This is a genomic window from Pseudonocardia sp. NPDC046786 (genome assembly GCF_040645415.1).
GTDB classification, from domain to species: Bacteria; Actinomycetota; Actinomycetes; order Mycobacteriales; family Pseudonocardiaceae; genus Pseudonocardia; species Pseudonocardia kongjuensis.
In genome coordinates, this window is record NZ_JBEYYF010000002.1 from 42,501 (window position 1) to 59,276 (window position 16,776).

Genomic DNA, 16,776 nt, shown 5'->3' on the forward strand with positions numbered 1-16,776 from the left:
GCCGGCATGGACTGGGTCTTCCACAACTCCGCGCTGGTCCTGGAGCTGACCCGCGAGCACCTGGTGCTGTCGCTGGTCCCGGTGCTGATCGGGCTGCTGCTGGCGATCCCGCTCGGCTGGCTCGCCAACCGGCGGCCGTGGAGCCGGACGCTCACGTTGAACGCGGCGGGTTTCCTCTACACGCTGCCGTCGCTGGCGCTGTTCGTGTTCCTCCCGCCGATCATCGGCACCCGCATCCTCGACCCGGTCAACGTGATCGTCGCGCTGACCGTCTACGTGCTGGCGCTGCTGGTCCGCACGGTCGCCGACGGGCTCTCCGCGGTGCCGCACCGGATCGTCGACTCCGCGACGGCGATGGGTTACCGCCCGGTCCGCCGGTTCCTGGCCGTCGAGCTGCCGATGGCGATCCCGGTGATCACGGCCGGCCTGCGGGTCGCCGCGGTCAGCGCGATCAGCCTGGTCACCGTCGGCTCGGTGATCGGCTTCGGCGGGCTGGGCAAGATGTTCACCGAGGGCTTCCAGCGGGAGATCCCGCAGCAGACGATCGCCGGGATCGTGCTGGTCCTGCTGCTGGCGCTGGTGGTCGACGGGCTGCTGGTGCTGCTCGGGCGGCTGCTCACCCCGTGGGAACGGGTGCAGCACCGGCGCAGCCGGACGGGGGCCGGCCGATGACCTACCTCGGCTGGCTGTTCACCGGCGAGAACTGGACCGGGCCGGACGGCATCCTGGTCCGGCTCGCCGAGCACCTCGGCTACACCGCGCTGACGATGCTGATCGCGATGGCGATCGCGCTGCCGCTGGGCGCCTGGATCGGGCACACCGGGCGGGGCGGCGTGATCGTCGTCGGGTTGGCGAACGCGCTGCGCGCGCTGCCCACCCTCGGCCTGCTGGTGCTGCTGTTCCTGCTGGTCGGGCTGGGCCTGCTCGGCCCGCTGATCGCGCTGGTGATCATCGCGGTGCCGCCGCTGCTCGCCGGGACCTACGCCGGCGTGCGCAACGTCGATCCGGCCGTGGTCGACGCCGCCCGCGGGATGGGTATGCGCGGCCCGGAGGTGTTGTGGAAGGTCGAGCTGCCGAACGCGCTGCCGCTGATCGTCGGTGGCGTCCGCAGCGCGACCCTGCAGGTGATCTCGACGGCCACCGTTGCCGCCTACGTGGGCATCGGCGGCCTCGGCCGGTTCATCATCGACGGTCTCGGCCAGCGCGACTTCGGCGCCATGATCGGCGGCTCGATCCTGGTGGCGGCGCTCGCGGTCGTCGCCGATCTGGTGCTCGGCGGGCTGCAGCGGCTGATCGTGTCGCCGGGCCTGCAGCAGCGGGCGGGGCCGAAGCGGCCCCCGCTGCGCCTGGTCCGGGGCGGGGAGGCGAGCGCGGCATGAGGAAGCAGTTGCTGGCCGGCCTGCTGGTGGTGGCGTTCGCGCTGGCCGGCTGCGGCGGCGACCCGCTGGCCGGGGGCGCCGACACCGATCCGGACGTGATCGCCATCGGCTCCGGCAACTTCACCGAGTCCCAGCTGCTCGCCGAGGTCTACGCGCTCGCGCTGCGCGACGCCGGGGTGCAGGTCGAGAACCCGGTCGCGATCGGCTCCCGGGAGGCGTACTTCCCGGCCCTGCAGGACGGCTCGGTCGACCTGATCCCGGACTACTCCGGGGCGCTGCTGACCTACCTCGACCAGGAGGCGACCGCTGTCGAACCGGACGACGTGTACACCGCGCTGCAGGCGGCGCTGCCGCCCGGGCTGGTGCTCGGCGAGCGGTCCGAGGCGGAGAACAAGGACGCCGTCGTCGTCACCCGGGCCACCGCGGACCGGCTCGGCCTGCGCACCATCGCCGATCTCGCCCCGTACTGCCCGGAGCTGACCTTCGGCGGCGGCCCGGAGTTCCAGACCCGGCCGGACGGCATCCCCGGCCTGGCCCGCAACTACGGCTGCGCGTTCGCCGACTACCGCTCGCTGGACTCCGGCGGGGTGCTCACCGTCGCCGCGCTGGGCAGCGATGCGGTGCAGGCCGCCAACCTGTTCACCACCGATCCGGCCCTCGAACAGAACGACTTCATGCCGCTCGCCGATCCGGCCGAGAACTTCTCCGCGCAGAACGTGGTGCCGGTGCTCGCCGAGCGGAAGGCTGCACCAGAGGTCCGCGCCGTGCTGGACCGGATCTCCGCCGCGCTGTCCACCGAGGAGCTGCTCGCGATGAACGTCGAGGCCGCCGGCCCGGACAAGCCCGCCCTGCGCACCGTCGCCGCCGACTGGCTGGAGCGCAAGCGGATCACCGGAGGTGGGGCGTGAACGTCCTGGCCCTGTACCGCTACCCGGTGAAGTCCATGCTCGGCGAGGAGCTGGGCGCGTTCGAGCTGGACGGCGCCGGCGTCGTCGGTGACCGGGAGTTCGCCCTGCTCGACGCCGGCGACGGCCGGGTCGCGACGGCGAAGCAGCCGCGGCACTGGCGGGCGCTGCTGCAGTGCCGCTCCACCGGCAGCGGCCCCGCGGCGCAGGTGACCCTGCCCGACGGCCGCACGCTGCCCGCCGCGTCGGCGGCCGGACCGCTGTCCGAGCTGCTGGGCAGGCAGGTCGTGGTGAGCGGTGCTCGCCCGGACGGCGCCGTCGTCGAACGGCCGGACGCCGAGGCCGTGCTCGCCGCCGGCCTGGACGCCGAGATCGACGCGCCGCTGCTGGAGATCGCCCAGGGCACCGAGGGCGGCCGCTTCGTCGACCACTCGCCGGTGCACCTGATCAGCACGGCCACGCTCGATGCGCTCGGCGTGGACGCGCTGCGCTACCGGCCCAACATCGTCGTCGCCACCCCGGCGGGCACCCCGGCGTTCGTCGAGAACGACTGGCTCGGCCGGACCGTCACGATCGGCGGCGTCACCCTGGTGCCGACGCTGCCCACCCCGCGCTGCGTGGTGCCGACCCTGGAGCACGGCGACACCCCGCGCGCACCGGAGGCGCTGCGCGGGCCGGCGCAGCGCAACCGGGTCGAGGTCGAGGGCTTCGGGGTGCTGCCGTGTGCGGGCTGCTACGCCCGGGTGGAGGTGCCGGGCACCGTGCGCCGCGGCGACCCGGTCAGAACAGACGCTCCTGCAGGTCGGTGACCAGCAGCACGGCGAACAGGATCGACGCGACCACCAGCAGCGAGTTCGACAGCCACCCGCTGCGCCCCTCCCGCGGGACCAGCCTGGTGTTGAGCAGCAGGAGCAGGGTGATCGCCAGGAACGGCATGAAGAACGAACCGAGCACGCCGTAGACCAGGGTCAGCGCGAACGGCCGGTCGAGGAACAGCAGACCCATCGGCGGGAAGGTCAGCCACAGCAGATAGCCGCGGAAGGCCCAGGAGCGTTCGGCAGCAGCCGCCTCGTACACGCCGGCCCGTCCGGGGCCCTCACCGCGCTCGGCGTCGACGGCACCGCTGCGCTCGGGGTCCGGGTCACCGGCCTCGGCCGACTCCTGCGCGGTGAGCACGGTCGGGGTCGCGGCCTCGGTCCCGATCGCGGCCCGGGTGCCGTGCGGCAGCCGGATCGACCGGGTCCAGTCGGTGAACAGCAGGGAGACGCCGTTCCAGACGCCGATCAGGGACGTCACCGTCGCGGCCAGGAACCCGATGAGGAACAGGATCCGGACGCCCTCGCCGTGGAGCTCGCCGAGCCGGTCCCCGAGGATCAGCAGGCCGCGGTCGCTCTCGGTGATCTCCATCCCGAACAGGATGGTCGAGCCGACGACCAGCATCGCGATCACGAACAGGCCGGTCAGGAAATAGCCGACGGCGTTGTCCAGACGCATCATCGACAGCCACTTCGGGCCCTTCCAGCCCTTGGCGTACAGCCAGTAGCCGTAGCTGGACATGGTGATCGTGCCGCCGACGCCACCGATCAGGCCCAGCACGTACACGGTCGAGCCGCTCGGCAACCGCGGCACCAGGCCGGAGGCGATCGCTCCGAGGTCCGGGCCGACCAGGATCGCGATCCCGATCACCGAGACGAACATGACGCCGACCAGCACCGTCATGATCTTCTCGAACAGTCCGTAGCGCTGGAACCAGACGAGCAGCAGCCCGGCGATCCCGGCGAGGATGCCCCACCAGCGCACGGAGAGGCCGTCGAACATCGCGTTCAGCGGCAGCCCGACCGCGGACATCGCGGTGGCGCCGTAGACGAAGCCCCAGATCACGATGTAGACGCCGAAGAAGACCGTCGCCCAGCGGCCGAGCCGGCGCCAGCCGTCCAGCATGGTGGCGCCGGAGGCGAGGTGCCACCGGCCGACGGCCTCTCCGAGCGCGAGCTTCACCAGCGTCCCCGCGATCGCGGCCCACAGCAGGACGGTGCCGAAGCTCGCCCCGGCGACCATCGTCGCGACCAGGTCACCGGCCCCGACGCCGGTCGCCGCCGCGACCAGCCCGGGCCCGATCGACCGGATCCTCCGGGCGCCGGTGGGTGGTTCGAGGACGTCGGTGCCCGGTCCGGGTGGGGTCGGGGAGGTCATCGTCACACTCCGGTGCGCGTCGTCGTGGACGGAGGGTCGGAATGCACGCTAGGGCGGCGGATCCGGACTTTCCACATCGAAACGGTCACGATCGGCCGCGTACCGCTGACGGCAGCCGCGGCATCGCCCGACGAGCGGTGGCGTGTCGCGGACGGCCGCCTCACCATGGTGGAGACCGACCGGCGATAGATTCGGCGCACACCCGCGGCCGGTTCCCCGGCCGCCGGACGACGCACGCGCGGGAGAGGGCGGAATGGCGAACATCGACGAGATCCGGGCCGGTATCGGGGCGGCGAACCAGCGGGCCACCGAGAGCCTGGGCGCGTTGCGCCACGTCCGGAACGCGATCGAGGAGGCGGGCGCGGCGCTGTCCCAGCAGACCTACGGCACCGCCCAGCAGGACGCGGAGCAGGCCCGCGCGCTGTTCGCGGCCGCCGCCGCGAAGGTCGACGAGGTCGAGCAGGCCGTGCACGTCGCGATGAACGCCGCCGACGACATCACCGCCCGGCTGTGAGGGACGCGGTTCCCGTCCGCGTCGTCCGGGCCTGAGCGCGATGGTGGGACGACGGGGGCGGCGTGACCGCGTCCGCGCCGCGTTCGACCGGTTCCACATGGCGGCCTCGGTCGCGCTCGGCGCCGCCGAGGTGCGCCGGGACCGGGCGGTCCGCGCGCACGCCGAGACGATGGCCGAGCTGTGGCTGCGCGAGACCGGGTACGACGCCGCGCAGCGCGATCCCGCCCTGCGCGCGGTACTGGACAACCCGACGCTGGCCGGCGCCGTCGCCCGGGTCGCCGAGGACCGCGCGCACGCCTTCGACGGCTGGCAGGGCGGTTCGCCGGAGCTGCTGTCCCGGATCGTCGCCGACGCTGCACCCGGCGCGGCGGGGGAGGACCCGCGGAGCTGGCCGCCCGGGGCGGGCGAGACCGAGGGCACCGGACCGGTGCCCGCGATGTGGCAGCTCGGCACCGGATCGGTGGAGGGCGGAGCGCCGTTCCGGGTCGGCGTGCCGTTGCTCGACGGCGCCCACCTGCAGATCACCTCGACCCCGGGCACCCGGGAGCACGCGGAGTCGATGGTCGAGACGCTGCTGCTGCGGGTGTTGCGCTACTTCCGCCCCGGCGTCGTCGGCGTGCACGTGTGGGACGTCGGCCAGCTCGCCGGCGCGCTGCCCGGCCTCTACCCGCTGACCCGCACCGGTCTGCTCACAGTGCACGACCCGACCCGGCTGGAGCCGCTGCTCGACCAGCTCGCCGACCGGATCCGCCGGGTGCAGACCCGGGTGCTCGCTGCCGGCCACTCCTCGCTGCGCGAGCTGGCCGAGCGCGGCGACGAGCGGCCCGAGCCGTGGCTGGTCGCGGTGCTCGCCGGGAACGGCACCCCGCTGCCCGAGGACCAGCACCGGCAGCTGCAGCGGGTGGCCCGCGGCGGGATCGCCGCTGGGGTCGTGCTGGTGCTGCTCGACGTCCCGGTGGCGCTGCGCAATCCGGTCGAGTCCGTCGAGTTCAGCGGGAACGGCAGGGGCGACGACCCGGTGGTCGCACGCACCTCGCTGACCGGGCCGCACGTCGTCGTCGAACCGGATCCGGCGCTGCCCGCCGATCTGGTGACCGACACCTGTCACCGGCTCGCCGACGCGCACGAGGCATGGCGCGGGCGGCTCGGCGCGTTCGCCGACCTGCTCCCGCCGGTGGACCGGCGCGGCCGCGCCAACTCCCGGGACGGGCTGTACGCGCCGGTCGGGTACGAAGACGGCATCCCGGCCGGGCTGTCCCTCGACGACCACTCGCCGCACGCGCTGGTCGGCGGCCCGAGCGGCTCCGGGAAGACGAACCTGCTGCTCGCCTGGATCTCCGCGCTCGCCGCCCGCTACCCGCCGGACGAGCTGGAGCTCTACCTGCTCGACTTCAAGGAGGGCGTGTCGTTCGCCCAGTTCGCCCCCGATCCGGAGGGCAACCGGGCGGGCTGGCTCCCGCAGGCGCGGCTGATCGGCGTCAACATCAACACCGACCGCGAGTTCGGGCTCGCCCTGCTCCGGCACCTGGCCGAGACCATGCGGGTGCGGGCCGAGCAGGCCCGCCGGCACGGCGCCACCAAGCTCGCCGAGCTGCGCGACGAGCTCGCCGAACGCGGCGTCACCGGCGCCGCCGCCCGGCTCCCGCGGATCGTCGCGGTGATCGACGAGTTCCAGTTCCTGTTCAGCGGCCGCGACGCCGTCACCGCCGAGGCGACCGCGCTGCTCGAGGACGTCGCCCGGCGCGGCCGCTCGCAGGGCGTGCACCTGGTGCTGGCCAGCCAGGACGTCTCCGGGATCGAGGCGTTCTGGGGCCGTCCGGCGATCTTCGAGCAGTTCGTGCTGCGGCTCGCGCTGCCGCGCGCCCGGCGGGTGCTGGCGCTGGAGAACGAGCTGCCGATGACGATCCCGCGCTGGCACACCGTGGTGAACCACGACTCCGGCGTCGTGCACGGCAACCAGGTCGTGCGGGTCCCGGAGGCCGGCGGGCCGCTGGTCCGCGAGGTCCAGGACGCCGCGTTCGCCGCGCACCCGCCGGACCGCGAACCGGTGGTGTTCGACGGCGCCCGCGCCCCCTCGCACAAGGCGCTGGTCGCGACGCTGCCCGTCGACGGACCGCCGCGGGCGCTGCTCGGCCAGTACGTCGACGTCGACGGCACCGCGGCCGTCGTCGAGCTGGGCGACTCGCCGGGCCGCAACATCGGCGTGATCGGGCCGGACGCGACGGTCGCCGGCCCGCTGCTGTGCTCGGCCGCCGACGCGCTCGCCGGCCAGCTCGTCCGGCGTGACGACCGCACCCGGTTCGTGCTGTTCCCGCTGGTCTCCGAGGCCGTCGGGTACGCCGCTGAGCTCGCCGGGCGGATGCCGGTGCCGTCCGAGACGGTCCCGGCCGCCGACGTCGCGATCCGGATCGCCGCGCTCGCCGCCGAGGTCAGGGCCCGGTCCGGCGACGGTACCGGCGACCATCCGCCGCTGGTGCCGGTGCTGTTCGGCGCGGACGCCGCCGAGTCGCTGCTCAGCCTCGGCGGCACCGAGGAACTGCGCACCGTGCTGCGGCACGGCCCGGCGGCCGGGGTGCACCTGCTCGGCTGGTGGCGCGGGGCGCAACGGCTCAAGGCACTGCTGTCCCCGCCCGGTGCGACCGTCGACGACCTGGGCGTGTGGATCGCGACCGGGGTGCAGGGCGCCGATCTCGGCCCGCTGGTGGGCGGGCCGCCGCCGGAGTGGCAGCCGTCCCGTGGGCGGGGCCTGCTGCTGGACCGGGCCCGGCGGTCGCGCCCGGAGCTGGTGATCCTCGCCGAGTGGGGGACGACGGATGAGTGACGCCGTCGAGCGCTACCGGGAGGTCGTCGCGGGTCTCGCCGACGCGGTGGGGGAGCTGCGCGCCCGGGACGCCGCGCGCGCCGAGGAGCTCCGCCGTGAGCTGCGCGAACGCGACCGCGAGCTGGTCCGGGCCACCGAGCGGGTCACCCTCGGGCGCGGCATGTTCGAGCTGCGCTGGGAGGCCGCGCTGCAGGTGCTGTGGTCGGTGGAGGAGCCCGGCAAGCCGCGGCCGCGGCCGGACCGGCGCGCCGATCCGGCCCGGCACGACGAGCTGGAGCGGGCCGCCGACGACGCCCTGGAGGAGCTGCGTGCCTCCGGCGACCGCCGGCTGTTCCGGCTCCGCCGCAACGACTGACCCCGCCCCGCCGCGCATACATCGCGGTGGCATGCCGCGCGCTGCCCGCGGGTTACTCGTCGTCGGCGTCGTCCCGGGCGAGGAAGCTGGACAGCCGCTCGACGGCCGTCTCGAACTGGGGGTTCAGGTCCACGAAGGCCCGCAGCCGGTCGGCGAGCCACTCGACGCTGACCTGCTCGTCGCCCCGCCGGTCGACGAGCTCCTCGATGCCGCGGTCGGTGAAGTACACGCCGGTCAGGGTAGACGCCGGCGGCCGCGCACGGAGCACCGTGCCCGGCCGCCGGGGAGTGGATCAGACCTTCGCGAAGGCCTTGTCGATCAGCTCGGCCTGCTCGACCTCGTGCACCTTCGACGAGCCGGCGGCCGGGGCCGCCATCCGCCGCCGGGACACCCGGGTGAACCGGCCCTGCAGCTGCGGGAGCTTCTGGGGCAGCTCCAGGCCGTAGTACGGCCAGGAGCCCTGGTTGGCGGGCTCCTCCTGGACCCAGCGGATGTCGCCGGCCTCGGGGTAGCGCTCCAGCGTCTCGGCGATCTGGTCGGTCGGCATCGGGTAGAGCTGCTCGACCCGCACCAGCGCGACACCGTCGACCGAGGAGTCGCCGTTCTTGCGCCGCTTGTCGCGGGCGGCGGCCAGCTCCCAGTAGATCTTGCCACTGCAGAACAGGACGCGATCGACGTCGGTGACGGGCCCGCTCTTCGTGCGGTGCTCCGGGTCGTCGATGACCGGGCGGAACCGGCCGTCGGTGAAGTCGGACAGCGGGCTGACGACCTGCTTGGCGCGCAGCATCCACTTCGGCGTGAAGACCACCAGCGGCCGGCGCACCCCGTCAAGGGTGTGCTGGCGGAGCAGGTGGAAGTAGTTCGCCGGCTCGGACGGCAGCGCGACCGTCATCGAGCCCTCGGCGCACAGCTGCAGGAACCGCTCGATGCGGCCGGAGCTGTGGTCGGGGCCCTGGCCCTCGAGCCCGTGCGGGAGCAGCAGGGCGACGTCGGACAGCTGGCCCCACTTCGCCTCACCGGACGAGATGAACTCGTCGATGATCGACTGGGCGCCGTTGACGAAGTCGCCGAACTGGCCCTCCCACATGACGAGCGCCTCGGGGTTGGCGACCGAGTAGCCGTACTCGAAGCCGACGGCCGCGAACTCCGACAGCGCCGAGTCGTAGGGCAGGAAGCGGCCCTGTTCCTCGGCCAGGTTGCGCAGCGGGAAGTACTCGGCACCGGTCTTGCGGTCGATCAGGACCGAGTGCCGCTGCACGAAGGTGCCGCGCCGCGAGTCCTGGCCGGAGAGCCGGATCAGCCGGCCGTCGACGGCGAGCGAGCCCATCGCCAGCAGCTCGGCGAAGGCCCAGTCGACGTCGCCCTCACGGGACATCTTCTCGCGCTTCTTGAGCACCGGCTCGACCCGCTTGTGCACCGAGAACCCCTCGGGGAGGTTCGTGTGCACGTCGCCGATCCGGTGGATGATCTCCAGCGGGATCGAGGTGTCCAGGTCGGACGGGACCTGCTGCACGTCCTCGATCGACGGCGAGATGACCGGCGGCGTCTTCTCCAGCTCGCGCACCTCGTTGAAGACGTGCTCGAGCTGGTTGGAGAAGTCCTTGAGGGCCTGCTCCGCCTCGTCCATGGTGATGTCGCCGCGGCCGATCAGCGACTCGGTGTAGATCTTGCGGACGCTGCGCTTGGCGTCGATGATGTCGTACATCGACGGCTGGGTCATCGAGGGGTCGTCGCCCTCGTTGTGGCCCCGGCGCCGGTAGCAGATCATGTCGATCACGACGTCGTTGTTCCAGCGCTGCCGGTACTCGACGGCCAGCTTGGCGACCCAGACGCAGGCCTCGGGGTCGTCGCCGTTCACGTGGAAGACCGGGGCGCCGATCATCTTCGCGACGTCGGTGCAGTACTGCGAGGAGCGCGAGTGCTCGGGGGCGGTGGTGAAGCCGACCTGGTTGTTGACGACGACGTGCACGGTGCCGCCGGTGCGGTAGCCGCGCAGCAGCGCCAGGTTCAGGGTCTCGGCGACCACGCCCTGGCCGGCGAACGCGGCGTCGCCGTGCATGAGGACCGGCAGCACGGTGAAGCCGCCGTCGCCCTTGTCGAGCAGGTCCTGCTTGGCCCGGACGATGCCCTCCAGGACCGGGTCGACGGCCTCCAGGTGCGACGGGTTCGCGGTCAGCGAGACCGTCGTCTCGCCGTCGCCGAACATCCGGAAGTACTTGCCCTCGGCGCCGAGGTGGTACTTCACGTCGCCGGAACCGTGGGCCTGGCCCGGGTCGAGGTTGCCCTCGAACTCGCGGAAGATCTGGCTGATCGGCTTGCCGACGATGTTGGCGAGCACGTTGAGCCGGCCGCGGTGCGGCATGCCGATGACGACCTCGTCGAGCTCGTTCTCGGCGGACTTGTCCAGCACGGCGTCGAGCAGCGGGATGACGGTCTCGCCGCCCTCCAGCGAGAACCGCTTCTGGCCGACGTACTTGGTCTGCAGGAAGGTCTCGAACGCCTCGGCGGCATTGAGCCGGGAGAGGATGTACTTCTGCTCGCTCGCCTCCGGCTTGACGTGCGGGACCTCGATCCGCTCCTCGAGCCACTTGCGCTGCTCGGGATCGGCGATGTGCATGTACTCGGTGCCGATGGTGCGGCAGTACGAGGCGCGCAGCAGGCCGAGCACGTCGCGCAGCTTCATGTGGCTCTGGCCGCCGAAGCCGCCGACCGCGAAGTCGCGGTCAAGGTCCCACAGGGTCAGGCCGTGCGACAGCACGTCGAGGTCGGGGTGCCTGCGCTGGCGGTAGTTGAGCGGGTCGGTGTCGGCCATCAGGTGGCCGCGGGTGCGGTAGGACTCGATCAGCTCGAGCACCCGGGCGGTCTTGTCGACCTCGCCCTCGGGGAAGTCCTGCACCCAGCGGATCGGCTCGTAGGGCACCCGCAGCGAGGCGAAGACGTCGTCGTAGAAGCCGTCCTCGCCGAGCAGGAGCTGGTGCACCCGGCGCAGGAAGTCGCCGGACTCGGCGCCCTGGATGATCCGGTGGTCGTAGGTCGAGGTCAGCGTGATGATCTTCGAGATGCCGAGCTCGGCGAGCCGCTCCTCGGAGGCGCCCTGGAACGCGGCCGGGTACTCCATCGCGCCGACGCCGATGATCGCGCCCTGGCCGACCGACAGCCGCGGCACCGAGTGGTTGGTGCCCAGCGTGCCGGGGTTGGTGAGGCTGATGGTGGTGCCGGAGAAGTCGTCGGCGGTCAGCTTGCCGTCGCGGGCCTTGCGGACCATGCCCTCGTAGGCCGCCCAGAACTGGGCGAACGACATGTTCTCGCAGCCCTTGATCGAGACCACGATCAGCGAGCGGGAGCCGTCCTTGCCCGGCATGTCCATCGCCAGGCCGAGGTTGACGTGCTCGGGCGCGACGACGGTCGGCTTGCCGTCGGTCTCGGCGAAGTGCCGGTTCATGTTCGGGAAGTCGGCGAGGGCCTTGACCAGCGCGTAGCCGATCAGGTGGGTGAACGACAGCTTCCCGCCGCGGGTGCGCTTGAGGTGGTTGTTGATGACGATGCGGTTGTCCGCCAGCAGCTTGGCCGGGACCGCTCGGACACTCGTCGCGGTCGGCAGCTGCAGCGACGCGGTCATGTTCTTGGCGATGGCGTTCGCGGCACCGCGCAGCGGGGTGGTGGTCGCGCCACCCCCGTCCTGAGCGGGCTTCGCGGCCTTCGAGCCGCTGCTGCCCGCGGCCGGCTTCGCCGCCCCGTTGGACGAGGGCGAACTCGCCGTGCGCAGCCGCTCCTCGGCGGGCGGCGGCTCGGCCTTCGGCGTGACCGGTGGGGGCACGTCGCGCGAGCGGGAGGCCCGCCCGGTCTCGGTGGCCCCGTTGCGGACGGCCTTCTGGGCGGGTGCCGACGCGGTGTCGTCGCCCTCGTCGTCCTCGGTGGCGGAGCCGCGGGTCACCCCGCCGGGGTACGCCTTCGGTGCGGCACCGTTGGACGCGGTGTCGGTCGCGCCGGAGCCGTCGGCGGACTCCCCGGGGCCCTGGCGCTGCTCACCGTCCTTGCCGTAGTCGGCGAAGAACTCGTGCCAGGCCGGGTCCACGGCCGACGGGTCCTCCTGGAAGCGCTGGTACATCTCCTCGACGAGCCACTCGTTGGGACCGAAATCGCCCGCCGGATGGGAGGTACTGCTCGATGACACTCTGCGTCAACCGCCTTGTTAGCTGCTCGATTTGTCGCGACCGGGTACCAGGTTAGTCCCCTTCGCGCGAGCCGTGGCAGTGCGCCGGGTCGCACTTCGTGATCGTTTCGTGATCGTTCTCTGCGGAACCGGTTCAGGAGCCGATTCAGAAGCCGGGCGGGGACCCCAGGACGTCGACCACCGAGGTCTGCACGGCGGCCTCGGCGACGACCGTGCCGACCGGCGGCCCGACCCGCGCGACCCGGCGGACGGTGTCGCGCTCACCTGCGTACTGACCGTCCACCGGGGAGATCAGCAGCTCGGTGCGGACCGGGCCGTCGTCGTGCACGAGCGCGGGATGCCGCTCGCCGTCGAGGTTCACGGCCTCGCCGACCTCGACCGCGGGCAGCGTGCGCAGTGCGGCGTAGATCACCGATCGCAGCGGCGCGGGCACCCGGCAGGTGCGCAGCGCGTCGACCGCGCTGGGGAACGGGCCGGTGTAGCCGCGGCCGGGCGGGCTGTCCTCGATCAGCCGCCGGAGCATCGCGGCCGGGTCCTGCGGCAGGGTGGCGAGGAACTCCGGGGTCGGGTTCGACCAGGAGCCGGGCCGGGCGGTCGGCCGGTTGCCGTGCAGCTCGGCGTAGAAGTCGCCGTGCGGGGCGCGGAACCGCCCGGTGGGCCAGGCGTCGGCGATCCGGAAGCCGCTCTCGACGGCGGCCGCGCCGTCGCCGGACAGCCACCGCACCTGGCCGGTGAGCTCGCGGTCGAGCAGCCAGTCGGCGTGCGGGTCCACCGGCGTCCACTGCTGGAGGAGGTGCTCGGAGTAGTGCACGCACAGCTCGTCGCCGGCGAACCAGGTGCCCATCCACCAGGCGTGCGTCGCGGTGTGGCGGTACTGCCCGGGGGAGATCGGCTCGTCGGAGGTCCGGATGGCCAGCTCCAGCAAGTCGCTCCTCCTCGATGTCACTGAGGTCGATATCGCCGCGGTCGACGTCGCCGGGGCCGGTGACCGTGGACGACGTCACACATTCTCTACGGCGCGGATACGGGCCGTGACGCGACCCCCGTCATTGGGCCGAACGGAGCAGGGCGTTCCGCGGTGTGCGCGGGGGCGGCCGCGGTGCCGCCGCCCCCGGCGCGCGCCGGTCAGCCGATCCAGGACTTGAGCTTCTCGAAGGTGCCGTTCACGTCGCTGGTCATCGGGTTCACGTGCAGGTGGGTGATCCCGTTCTCGCGCAGCGCCGCGATCCGCTCGCGGACGTGGCCCTCCGGGCCGATCAGCGAGACCTTGTCGATGAAGTCGTCGGGGAGGGCGGCCATCGCCTCCTCCTTCTTCCCGTCCAGGTAGAGGTCCTGGACGATCTTCGCCTCGTCCGCGTAGCCCTGCCGCGCGAAGACGGTGTTGTAGAAGTTCCGGCCGCGGGCCCCCATCCCGCCGATGTAGAGGGCGTACATGCCGCGGGCGGCCTGGCGGGCCGGCTCGAACATCTCCTCCTCGAGCGCACAGATCCCGCCGCCGGTGATCTGCAGCGGGCCCAGCTCGGGGGCGCGCTTGGCGGAGCCGGCGTCGAGCGCGGGGCCGAACACCTCCCGGATCATCTCCGGCAGGACGACGTGCGGCAGCCAGCCCTGGGCGAGCTCGGCCGTCATCTCCAGGTTCTTGTCGCCGAGTGCGGCGACCCAGATCGGGATGTCGGCGCGCTTCGGGTAGTTGATCAGCTTCAGCGGCTTGCCGAGGCCGGTGCCCTGCCCCTCCGGCAGCGGGATCGGGTACAGGCCCTCGTTGGTGATCCGCTCCCGCCGCCAGGTCCGGCGGCAGATGTCGATGATCTCCCGGGTGCGGGCGACCGGCTTGTCGTAGGGGACGCCGTGGAATCCCTCGATCACCTGCGGGCCCGACGCGCCGAGGCCGAGATTGAACCGGCCGCCGGACAGCGCGTCCAGCCCGGCCGCGGACATCGCCGTCAGGGTCGGGGTGCGGGAGTAGATCGGCAGGATCGCCGAGCCGATCTCGACCCGCTCGGTCCGGGCCGCGAGGTAGCCGAGCAACGAGACGGCGTCGAAGCTGTACGCCTCGGCGGCCCAGACGACGTCCAGGCCCGCCCGTTCCATGTCTGTGACCGCGTCCGCGTTGCGGATCGGGTCGTCGCCGTAGGGCAGCATCGTGGAGAGCTTCACAGCACGTGGGTAGTCCTAAGTTACTCGCGGGTCAAGTACCTGCGCCGTGGAACCCGAAGCGCGATAGGGGGGTTAGCCGCACTGCCCGGGACCCGGCGGCACGGGTGTCATGGAGCCATGACGCTCGAGGCCGCACCCCCGGACACCAGCACCCGCAGCAGCGGACCCGCTCCCATCACCGACGGCCGGCGCCCCCCGGGTGCCGCCTTCCTGGTGGGCGTGTTCGTGATCGTCCCGACCCTGGCGCTGTTCGCCGCGGTCCCGCTCGCCTGGGGCTGGGGGCTCGGCTGGGTCGACGTCGCGCTGTTCGTCGTCTTCTACGCGATCAGCGGTCTCGGTGTGACCGTCGGCTACCACCGCTACTTCACGCACGGCTCGTTCAAGGCCAAGCGCCCGCTGCGGATCGCACTCGCGATCGCCGGCAGCCTGTCGCTGCAGGGCAGCGTGCTGGACTGGGTCGGCGACCACCGCCGGCACCACGCGTTCTCCGACAAGGAGGGCGACCCGCACTCGCCGTGGCTCTACGGCACCGGCGCCAAGGCGCTGGTCAAGGGCTTCTGGCACTCGCACCTGGGCTGGGTCTTCGATCGCGACCTGACCAACATGAAGCGGTTCGCGCCGGACCTGCTCGAGGACCGCGACATCATGCGCGTCGAGAAGGCCTTCCCGCTGATCGTCGTGGTCAGCCTGCTCGGCCCGGCGCTGATCGGCGGCCTGGTGACCATGTCCCTGTGGGGCGCGTTCACCGCGTTCATCTGGGCCGGCCTGATCCGGGTCGCGGTGCTGCACCACGTCACCTGGTCGATCAACTCGATCTGCCACATCTGGGGCGAGCGCCCCTTCGCCTCCCGCGACAAGTCCGCCAACGTCTGGTGGCTGGCGGTGCTGTCGTTCGGCGAGTCCTGGCACAACCTGCACCACGCCGACCCGACCTGCGCCCGGCACGGCGTGAAGAAGGGCCAGGTCGACATCTCGGCGGTCGTCATCCGCGGCTTCGAGAAGGCCGGCTGGGCGACCAACGTCCGCTGGCCCACCACGCGGCGCCTCGAGCGGCTGGCCGCGAAGAAGGAAGCCGCCGTGGCGGCCTGAGCCACCCCGCGTCATCCCGGCAGGGCCCCCGCAGCATCCGCTGCGGGGGCCCTGCCGTTCGTCCGGGGCTAGCGGCGGGGCCGGTTGCGGCGGACCGGGCGCCGCCGGCCCGGGATCCTCGCGGGTGCCGCCGGGCGCCGGTCGGTGCTGCGCGGCGGGGTGCGGGAGCTGTTCACGGTGCGCCCGCGGACGATCCCGATGAACTGCTCCATCAGCTCGGTCGTCGCGTCCTCGGGCCAGGTGAGCACCACGCCCGACGCCGGCCCGCCGGTCAGCGGCCGGTAGGTGAGGTCGCGGCGGTGGTGCAGCCGCGCCAGCGACTGCGGGACGACCAGCACGCCGACGCCCGCGGCGACCAGCTCCACCGCCTCGGCCGTCGTCGCCGGGGCGCTCACCGGTGCGCTGCCCGGCGCGGGGTCGTCCCAGGTCAGCGCGGCATCCGGCGGCCGGAGGACGATCTCGCCGGCCAGGTCGTCGACGGTGAGTTCGTCGACCGCGGTGGCGACGTGGTCCTTCCCGACGACGACCACGGTCGCCTCGGTGTAGAGCGGGATCGCGTGCAGCCCGGCCCGGTCGATCGGCAGCCGGACGACGCCGGCGTCCACCGCGCCGGACCGGACGGCGTCCTCGGCGTCGGCGACGGTCAGCCCGACCAGGTCCAGCGCGACGTCGGGCAGGCGCTCGGCCCAGATCCGTGCCCACTTGCCCGGGGTCACCCCCGGTACGTAGCCCAGGCGGAAGGATGCGGGGGTCACCTGCCCAGGCTATCCGCCGTCCGGGCCCCGATATCCTGGGGACATGACGCGTCAGCGGTCCACCCAGACGATGAAGCCCGCCACGGCGGCGAAGAAGCTCGGGGTGTTTCTCGACGCGACCCCGGCCGAGTTCCGGGACGGGGTGATCTCGCGCGACGAGCTCGACGCCCTGCAGGCCGATCCGCCGGCCTGGCTGCGCGATCTGCGCCGGGACGGCCCGCACCCGCGGCCTGTCGTCGCGGACCGGCTCGGCGTCTCCATCTCCGGGCTGGCCCGGGCCGGGATCACCGAGCCGCTGACCACCGAGCAGATCACCGCACTGAAGCAGGAGAAGCCGGCGTGGCTCGGCCGCGAGCGCGCCACCCGGGCGGAGTCGCAGCGCGAGGCCGCCCGGATCGCGGCCGCGCGGCCGCCGGAGCGACCCGGCAGCTGAG

15 protein-coding genes are annotated in these 16,776 nt (G+C 72.9%); 9 read left to right on the top strand and 6 right to left on the bottom strand.

From position 1 onward, the window contains the following. The first annotated feature begins 6 nt into the window (after window positions 1-6). Genes ABZ881_RS02380 through ABZ881_RS02395 form a run of 4 tightly spaced genes read left to right on the top strand, consistent with a single transcriptional unit; the run spans window position 7 to window position 3,093 of the window. A complete protein-coding gene (locus ABZ881_RS02380; RefSeq protein ID WP_358481168.1) occupies window positions 7-672 on the top strand; it encodes an ABC transporter permease in 666 nt (221 codons plus the stop codon). Then, window positions 669-1,379, top strand: coding sequence for an ABC transporter permease (locus ABZ881_RS02385; RefSeq protein ID WP_358481169.1), 711 nt, complete (start codon window positions 669-671; stop codon window positions 1,377-1,379). The genes ABZ881_RS02380 and ABZ881_RS02385 overlap by 4 nt, the downstream gene beginning before the upstream one ends. Further along, window positions 1,376-2,287 (top strand): ABC transporter substrate-binding protein, encoded by a 912-nt coding sequence (locus tag ABZ881_RS02390; RefSeq protein ID WP_358481170.1) that lies wholly within the window; start codon window positions 1,376-1,378, stop codon window positions 2,285-2,287. Before ABZ881_RS02385 ends, ABZ881_RS02390 begins: the two co-directional genes overlap by 4 nt. Beyond that, window positions 2,284-3,093, top strand: coding sequence for an MOSC N-terminal beta barrel domain-containing protein (locus tag ABZ881_RS02395; protein WP_358481171.1), 810 nt, complete (start codon window positions 2,284-2,286; stop codon window positions 3,091-3,093). The genes ABZ881_RS02390 and ABZ881_RS02395 overlap by 4 nt, the downstream gene beginning before the upstream one ends. Here the strand turns inward: ABZ881_RS02395 and ABZ881_RS02400 are convergent. Then, a complete protein-coding gene (locus ABZ881_RS02400; RefSeq protein WP_358481174.1) occupies window positions 3,065-4,477 on the bottom strand; it encodes an Nramp family divalent metal transporter in 1,413 nt (470 codons plus the stop codon). The genes ABZ881_RS02395 and ABZ881_RS02400 overlap by 29 nt on opposite strands. Window positions 4,478-4,730: 253 nt before the next feature. On the opposite strand from ABZ881_RS02400, the gene ABZ881_RS02405 reads away from it, so the two are divergent. The 3 genes from ABZ881_RS02405 to ABZ881_RS02415 are packed head-to-tail and all read left to right on the top strand — an operon-like array spanning window position 4,731 to window position 8,167. Then, the gene (locus ABZ881_RS02405; protein ID WP_344029695.1) at window positions 4,731-4,991 is read left to right on the top strand and encodes a hypothetical protein; all 261 of its coding nucleotides are present in this window, start codon (window positions 4,731-4,733) and stop codon (window positions 4,989-4,991) included. A 40-nt stretch (window positions 4,992-5,031) separates the two neighbouring features. Next, window positions 5,032-7,812: an FtsK/SpoIIIE domain-containing protein gene (locus tag ABZ881_RS02410; RefSeq protein WP_358481176.1), complete on the top strand. Its 2,781-nt coding sequence runs from the start codon at window positions 5,032-5,034 to the stop codon at window positions 7,810-7,812. Next, complete coding sequence (locus ABZ881_RS02415) at window positions 7,805-8,167, top strand: hypothetical protein (protein WP_344029701.1); 363 nt, start codon at window positions 7,805-7,807, stop codon at window positions 8,165-8,167. Before ABZ881_RS02410 ends, ABZ881_RS02415 begins: the two co-directional genes overlap by 8 nt. Before the next feature lie 52 nt (window positions 8,168-8,219). On the opposite strand, the gene ABZ881_RS02420 is transcribed toward ABZ881_RS02415, so the two are convergent. From ABZ881_RS02420 to ABZ881_RS02435, 4 genes are all read right to left on the bottom strand, one after another. Continuing rightward, window positions 8,220-8,396, bottom strand: coding sequence for a DUF6104 family protein (locus ABZ881_RS02420; RefSeq protein WP_093340837.1), 177 nt, complete (start codon window positions 8,394-8,396; stop codon window positions 8,220-8,222). Between the two features lie 63 nt (window positions 8,397-8,459). Further along, window positions 8,460-12,341 carry a multifunctional oxoglutarate decarboxylase/oxoglutarate dehydrogenase thiamine pyrophosphate-binding subunit/dihydrolipoyllysine-residue succinyltransferase subunit gene (locus ABZ881_RS02425; protein WP_358481186.1) on the bottom strand — a complete coding sequence of 1,294 codons (3,882 nt, stop codon included), beginning with the start codon at window positions 12,339-12,341 and terminating at the stop codon, window positions 8,460-8,462. Between the two features lie 145 nt (window positions 12,342-12,486). Next, on the bottom strand, window positions 12,487-13,266 hold the full coding sequence (locus tag ABZ881_RS02430) for a hypothetical protein (RefSeq protein ID WP_344029707.1): 780 nt from the start codon (window positions 13,264-13,266) through the stop codon (window positions 12,487-12,489). 200 nt (window positions 13,267-13,466) lie between these two features. Further along, window positions 13,467-14,483, bottom strand: coding sequence for an LLM class F420-dependent oxidoreductase (locus tag ABZ881_RS02435; RefSeq protein ID WP_358481567.1), 1,017 nt, complete (start codon window positions 14,481-14,483; stop codon window positions 13,467-13,469). Between the two features lie 132 nt (window positions 14,484-14,615). Here ABZ881_RS02435 and ABZ881_RS02440 point away from each other — a divergent pair, with 132 nt between their 5' ends. Further along, a complete protein-coding gene (locus ABZ881_RS02440; RefSeq protein WP_358481188.1) occupies window positions 14,616-15,587 on the top strand; it encodes an acyl-CoA desaturase in 972 nt (323 codons plus the stop codon). 68 nt (window positions 15,588-15,655) lie between these two features. Here the strand turns inward: ABZ881_RS02440 and ABZ881_RS02445 are convergent, their stop codons facing one another. Next, on the bottom strand, window positions 15,656-16,342 hold the full coding sequence (locus ABZ881_RS02445) for a LysR substrate-binding domain-containing protein (protein ID WP_358481189.1): 687 nt from the start codon (window positions 16,340-16,342) through the stop codon (window positions 15,656-15,658). Window positions 16,343-16,385: 43 nt separating this feature from the next. Here ABZ881_RS02445 and ABZ881_RS02450 point away from each other — a divergent pair, with 43 nt between their 5' ends. Beyond that, the gene (locus tag ABZ881_RS02450; protein WP_358481190.1) at window positions 16,386-16,775 is read left to right on the top strand and encodes a DUF5997 family protein; all 390 of its coding nucleotides are present in this window, start codon (window positions 16,386-16,388) and stop codon (window positions 16,773-16,775) included. Window position 16,776: the final 1 nt, after the last annotated feature.

Coding starts and splice junctions, on each gene's coding strand:
- ABZ881_RS02380 (WP_358481168.1), top strand. CDS start 7: ATGGACTGGGTCTTCCACAACTCCGCGCTGGTCCTGGAGCTGACCCGC.
- ABZ881_RS02385 (WP_358481169.1), top strand. CDS start 669: ATGACCTACCTCGGCTGGCTGTTCACCGGCGAGAACTGGACCGGGCCG.
- ABZ881_RS02390 (WP_358481170.1), top strand. CDS start 1,376: ATGAGGAAGCAGTTGCTGGCCGGCCTGCTGGTGGTGGCGTTCGCGCTG.
- ABZ881_RS02400 (WP_358481174.1), bottom strand. CDS start 4,477: ATGACCTCCCCGACCCCACCCGGACCGGGCACCGACGTCCTCGAACCA.
- ABZ881_RS02405 (WP_344029695.1), top strand. CDS start 4,731: ATGGCGAACATCGACGAGATCCGGGCCGGTATCGGGGCGGCGAACCAG.
- ABZ881_RS02410 (WP_358481176.1), top strand. CDS start 5,032: ATGGTGGGACGACGGGGGCGGCGTGACCGCGTCCGCGCCGCGTTCGAC.
- ABZ881_RS02415 (WP_344029701.1), top strand. CDS start 7,805: ATGAGTGACGCCGTCGAGCGCTACCGGGAGGTCGTCGCGGGTCTCGCC.
- ABZ881_RS02435 (WP_358481567.1), bottom strand. CDS start 14,483: ATGCTGCCCTACGGCGACGACCCGATCCGCAACGCGGACGCGGTCACA.
- ABZ881_RS02440 (WP_358481188.1), top strand. CDS start 14,616: ATGACGCTCGAGGCCGCACCCCCGGACACCAGCACCCGCAGCAGCGGA.
- ABZ881_RS02450 (WP_358481190.1), top strand. CDS start 16,386: ATGACGCGTCAGCGGTCCACCCAGACGATGAAGCCCGCCACGGCGGCG.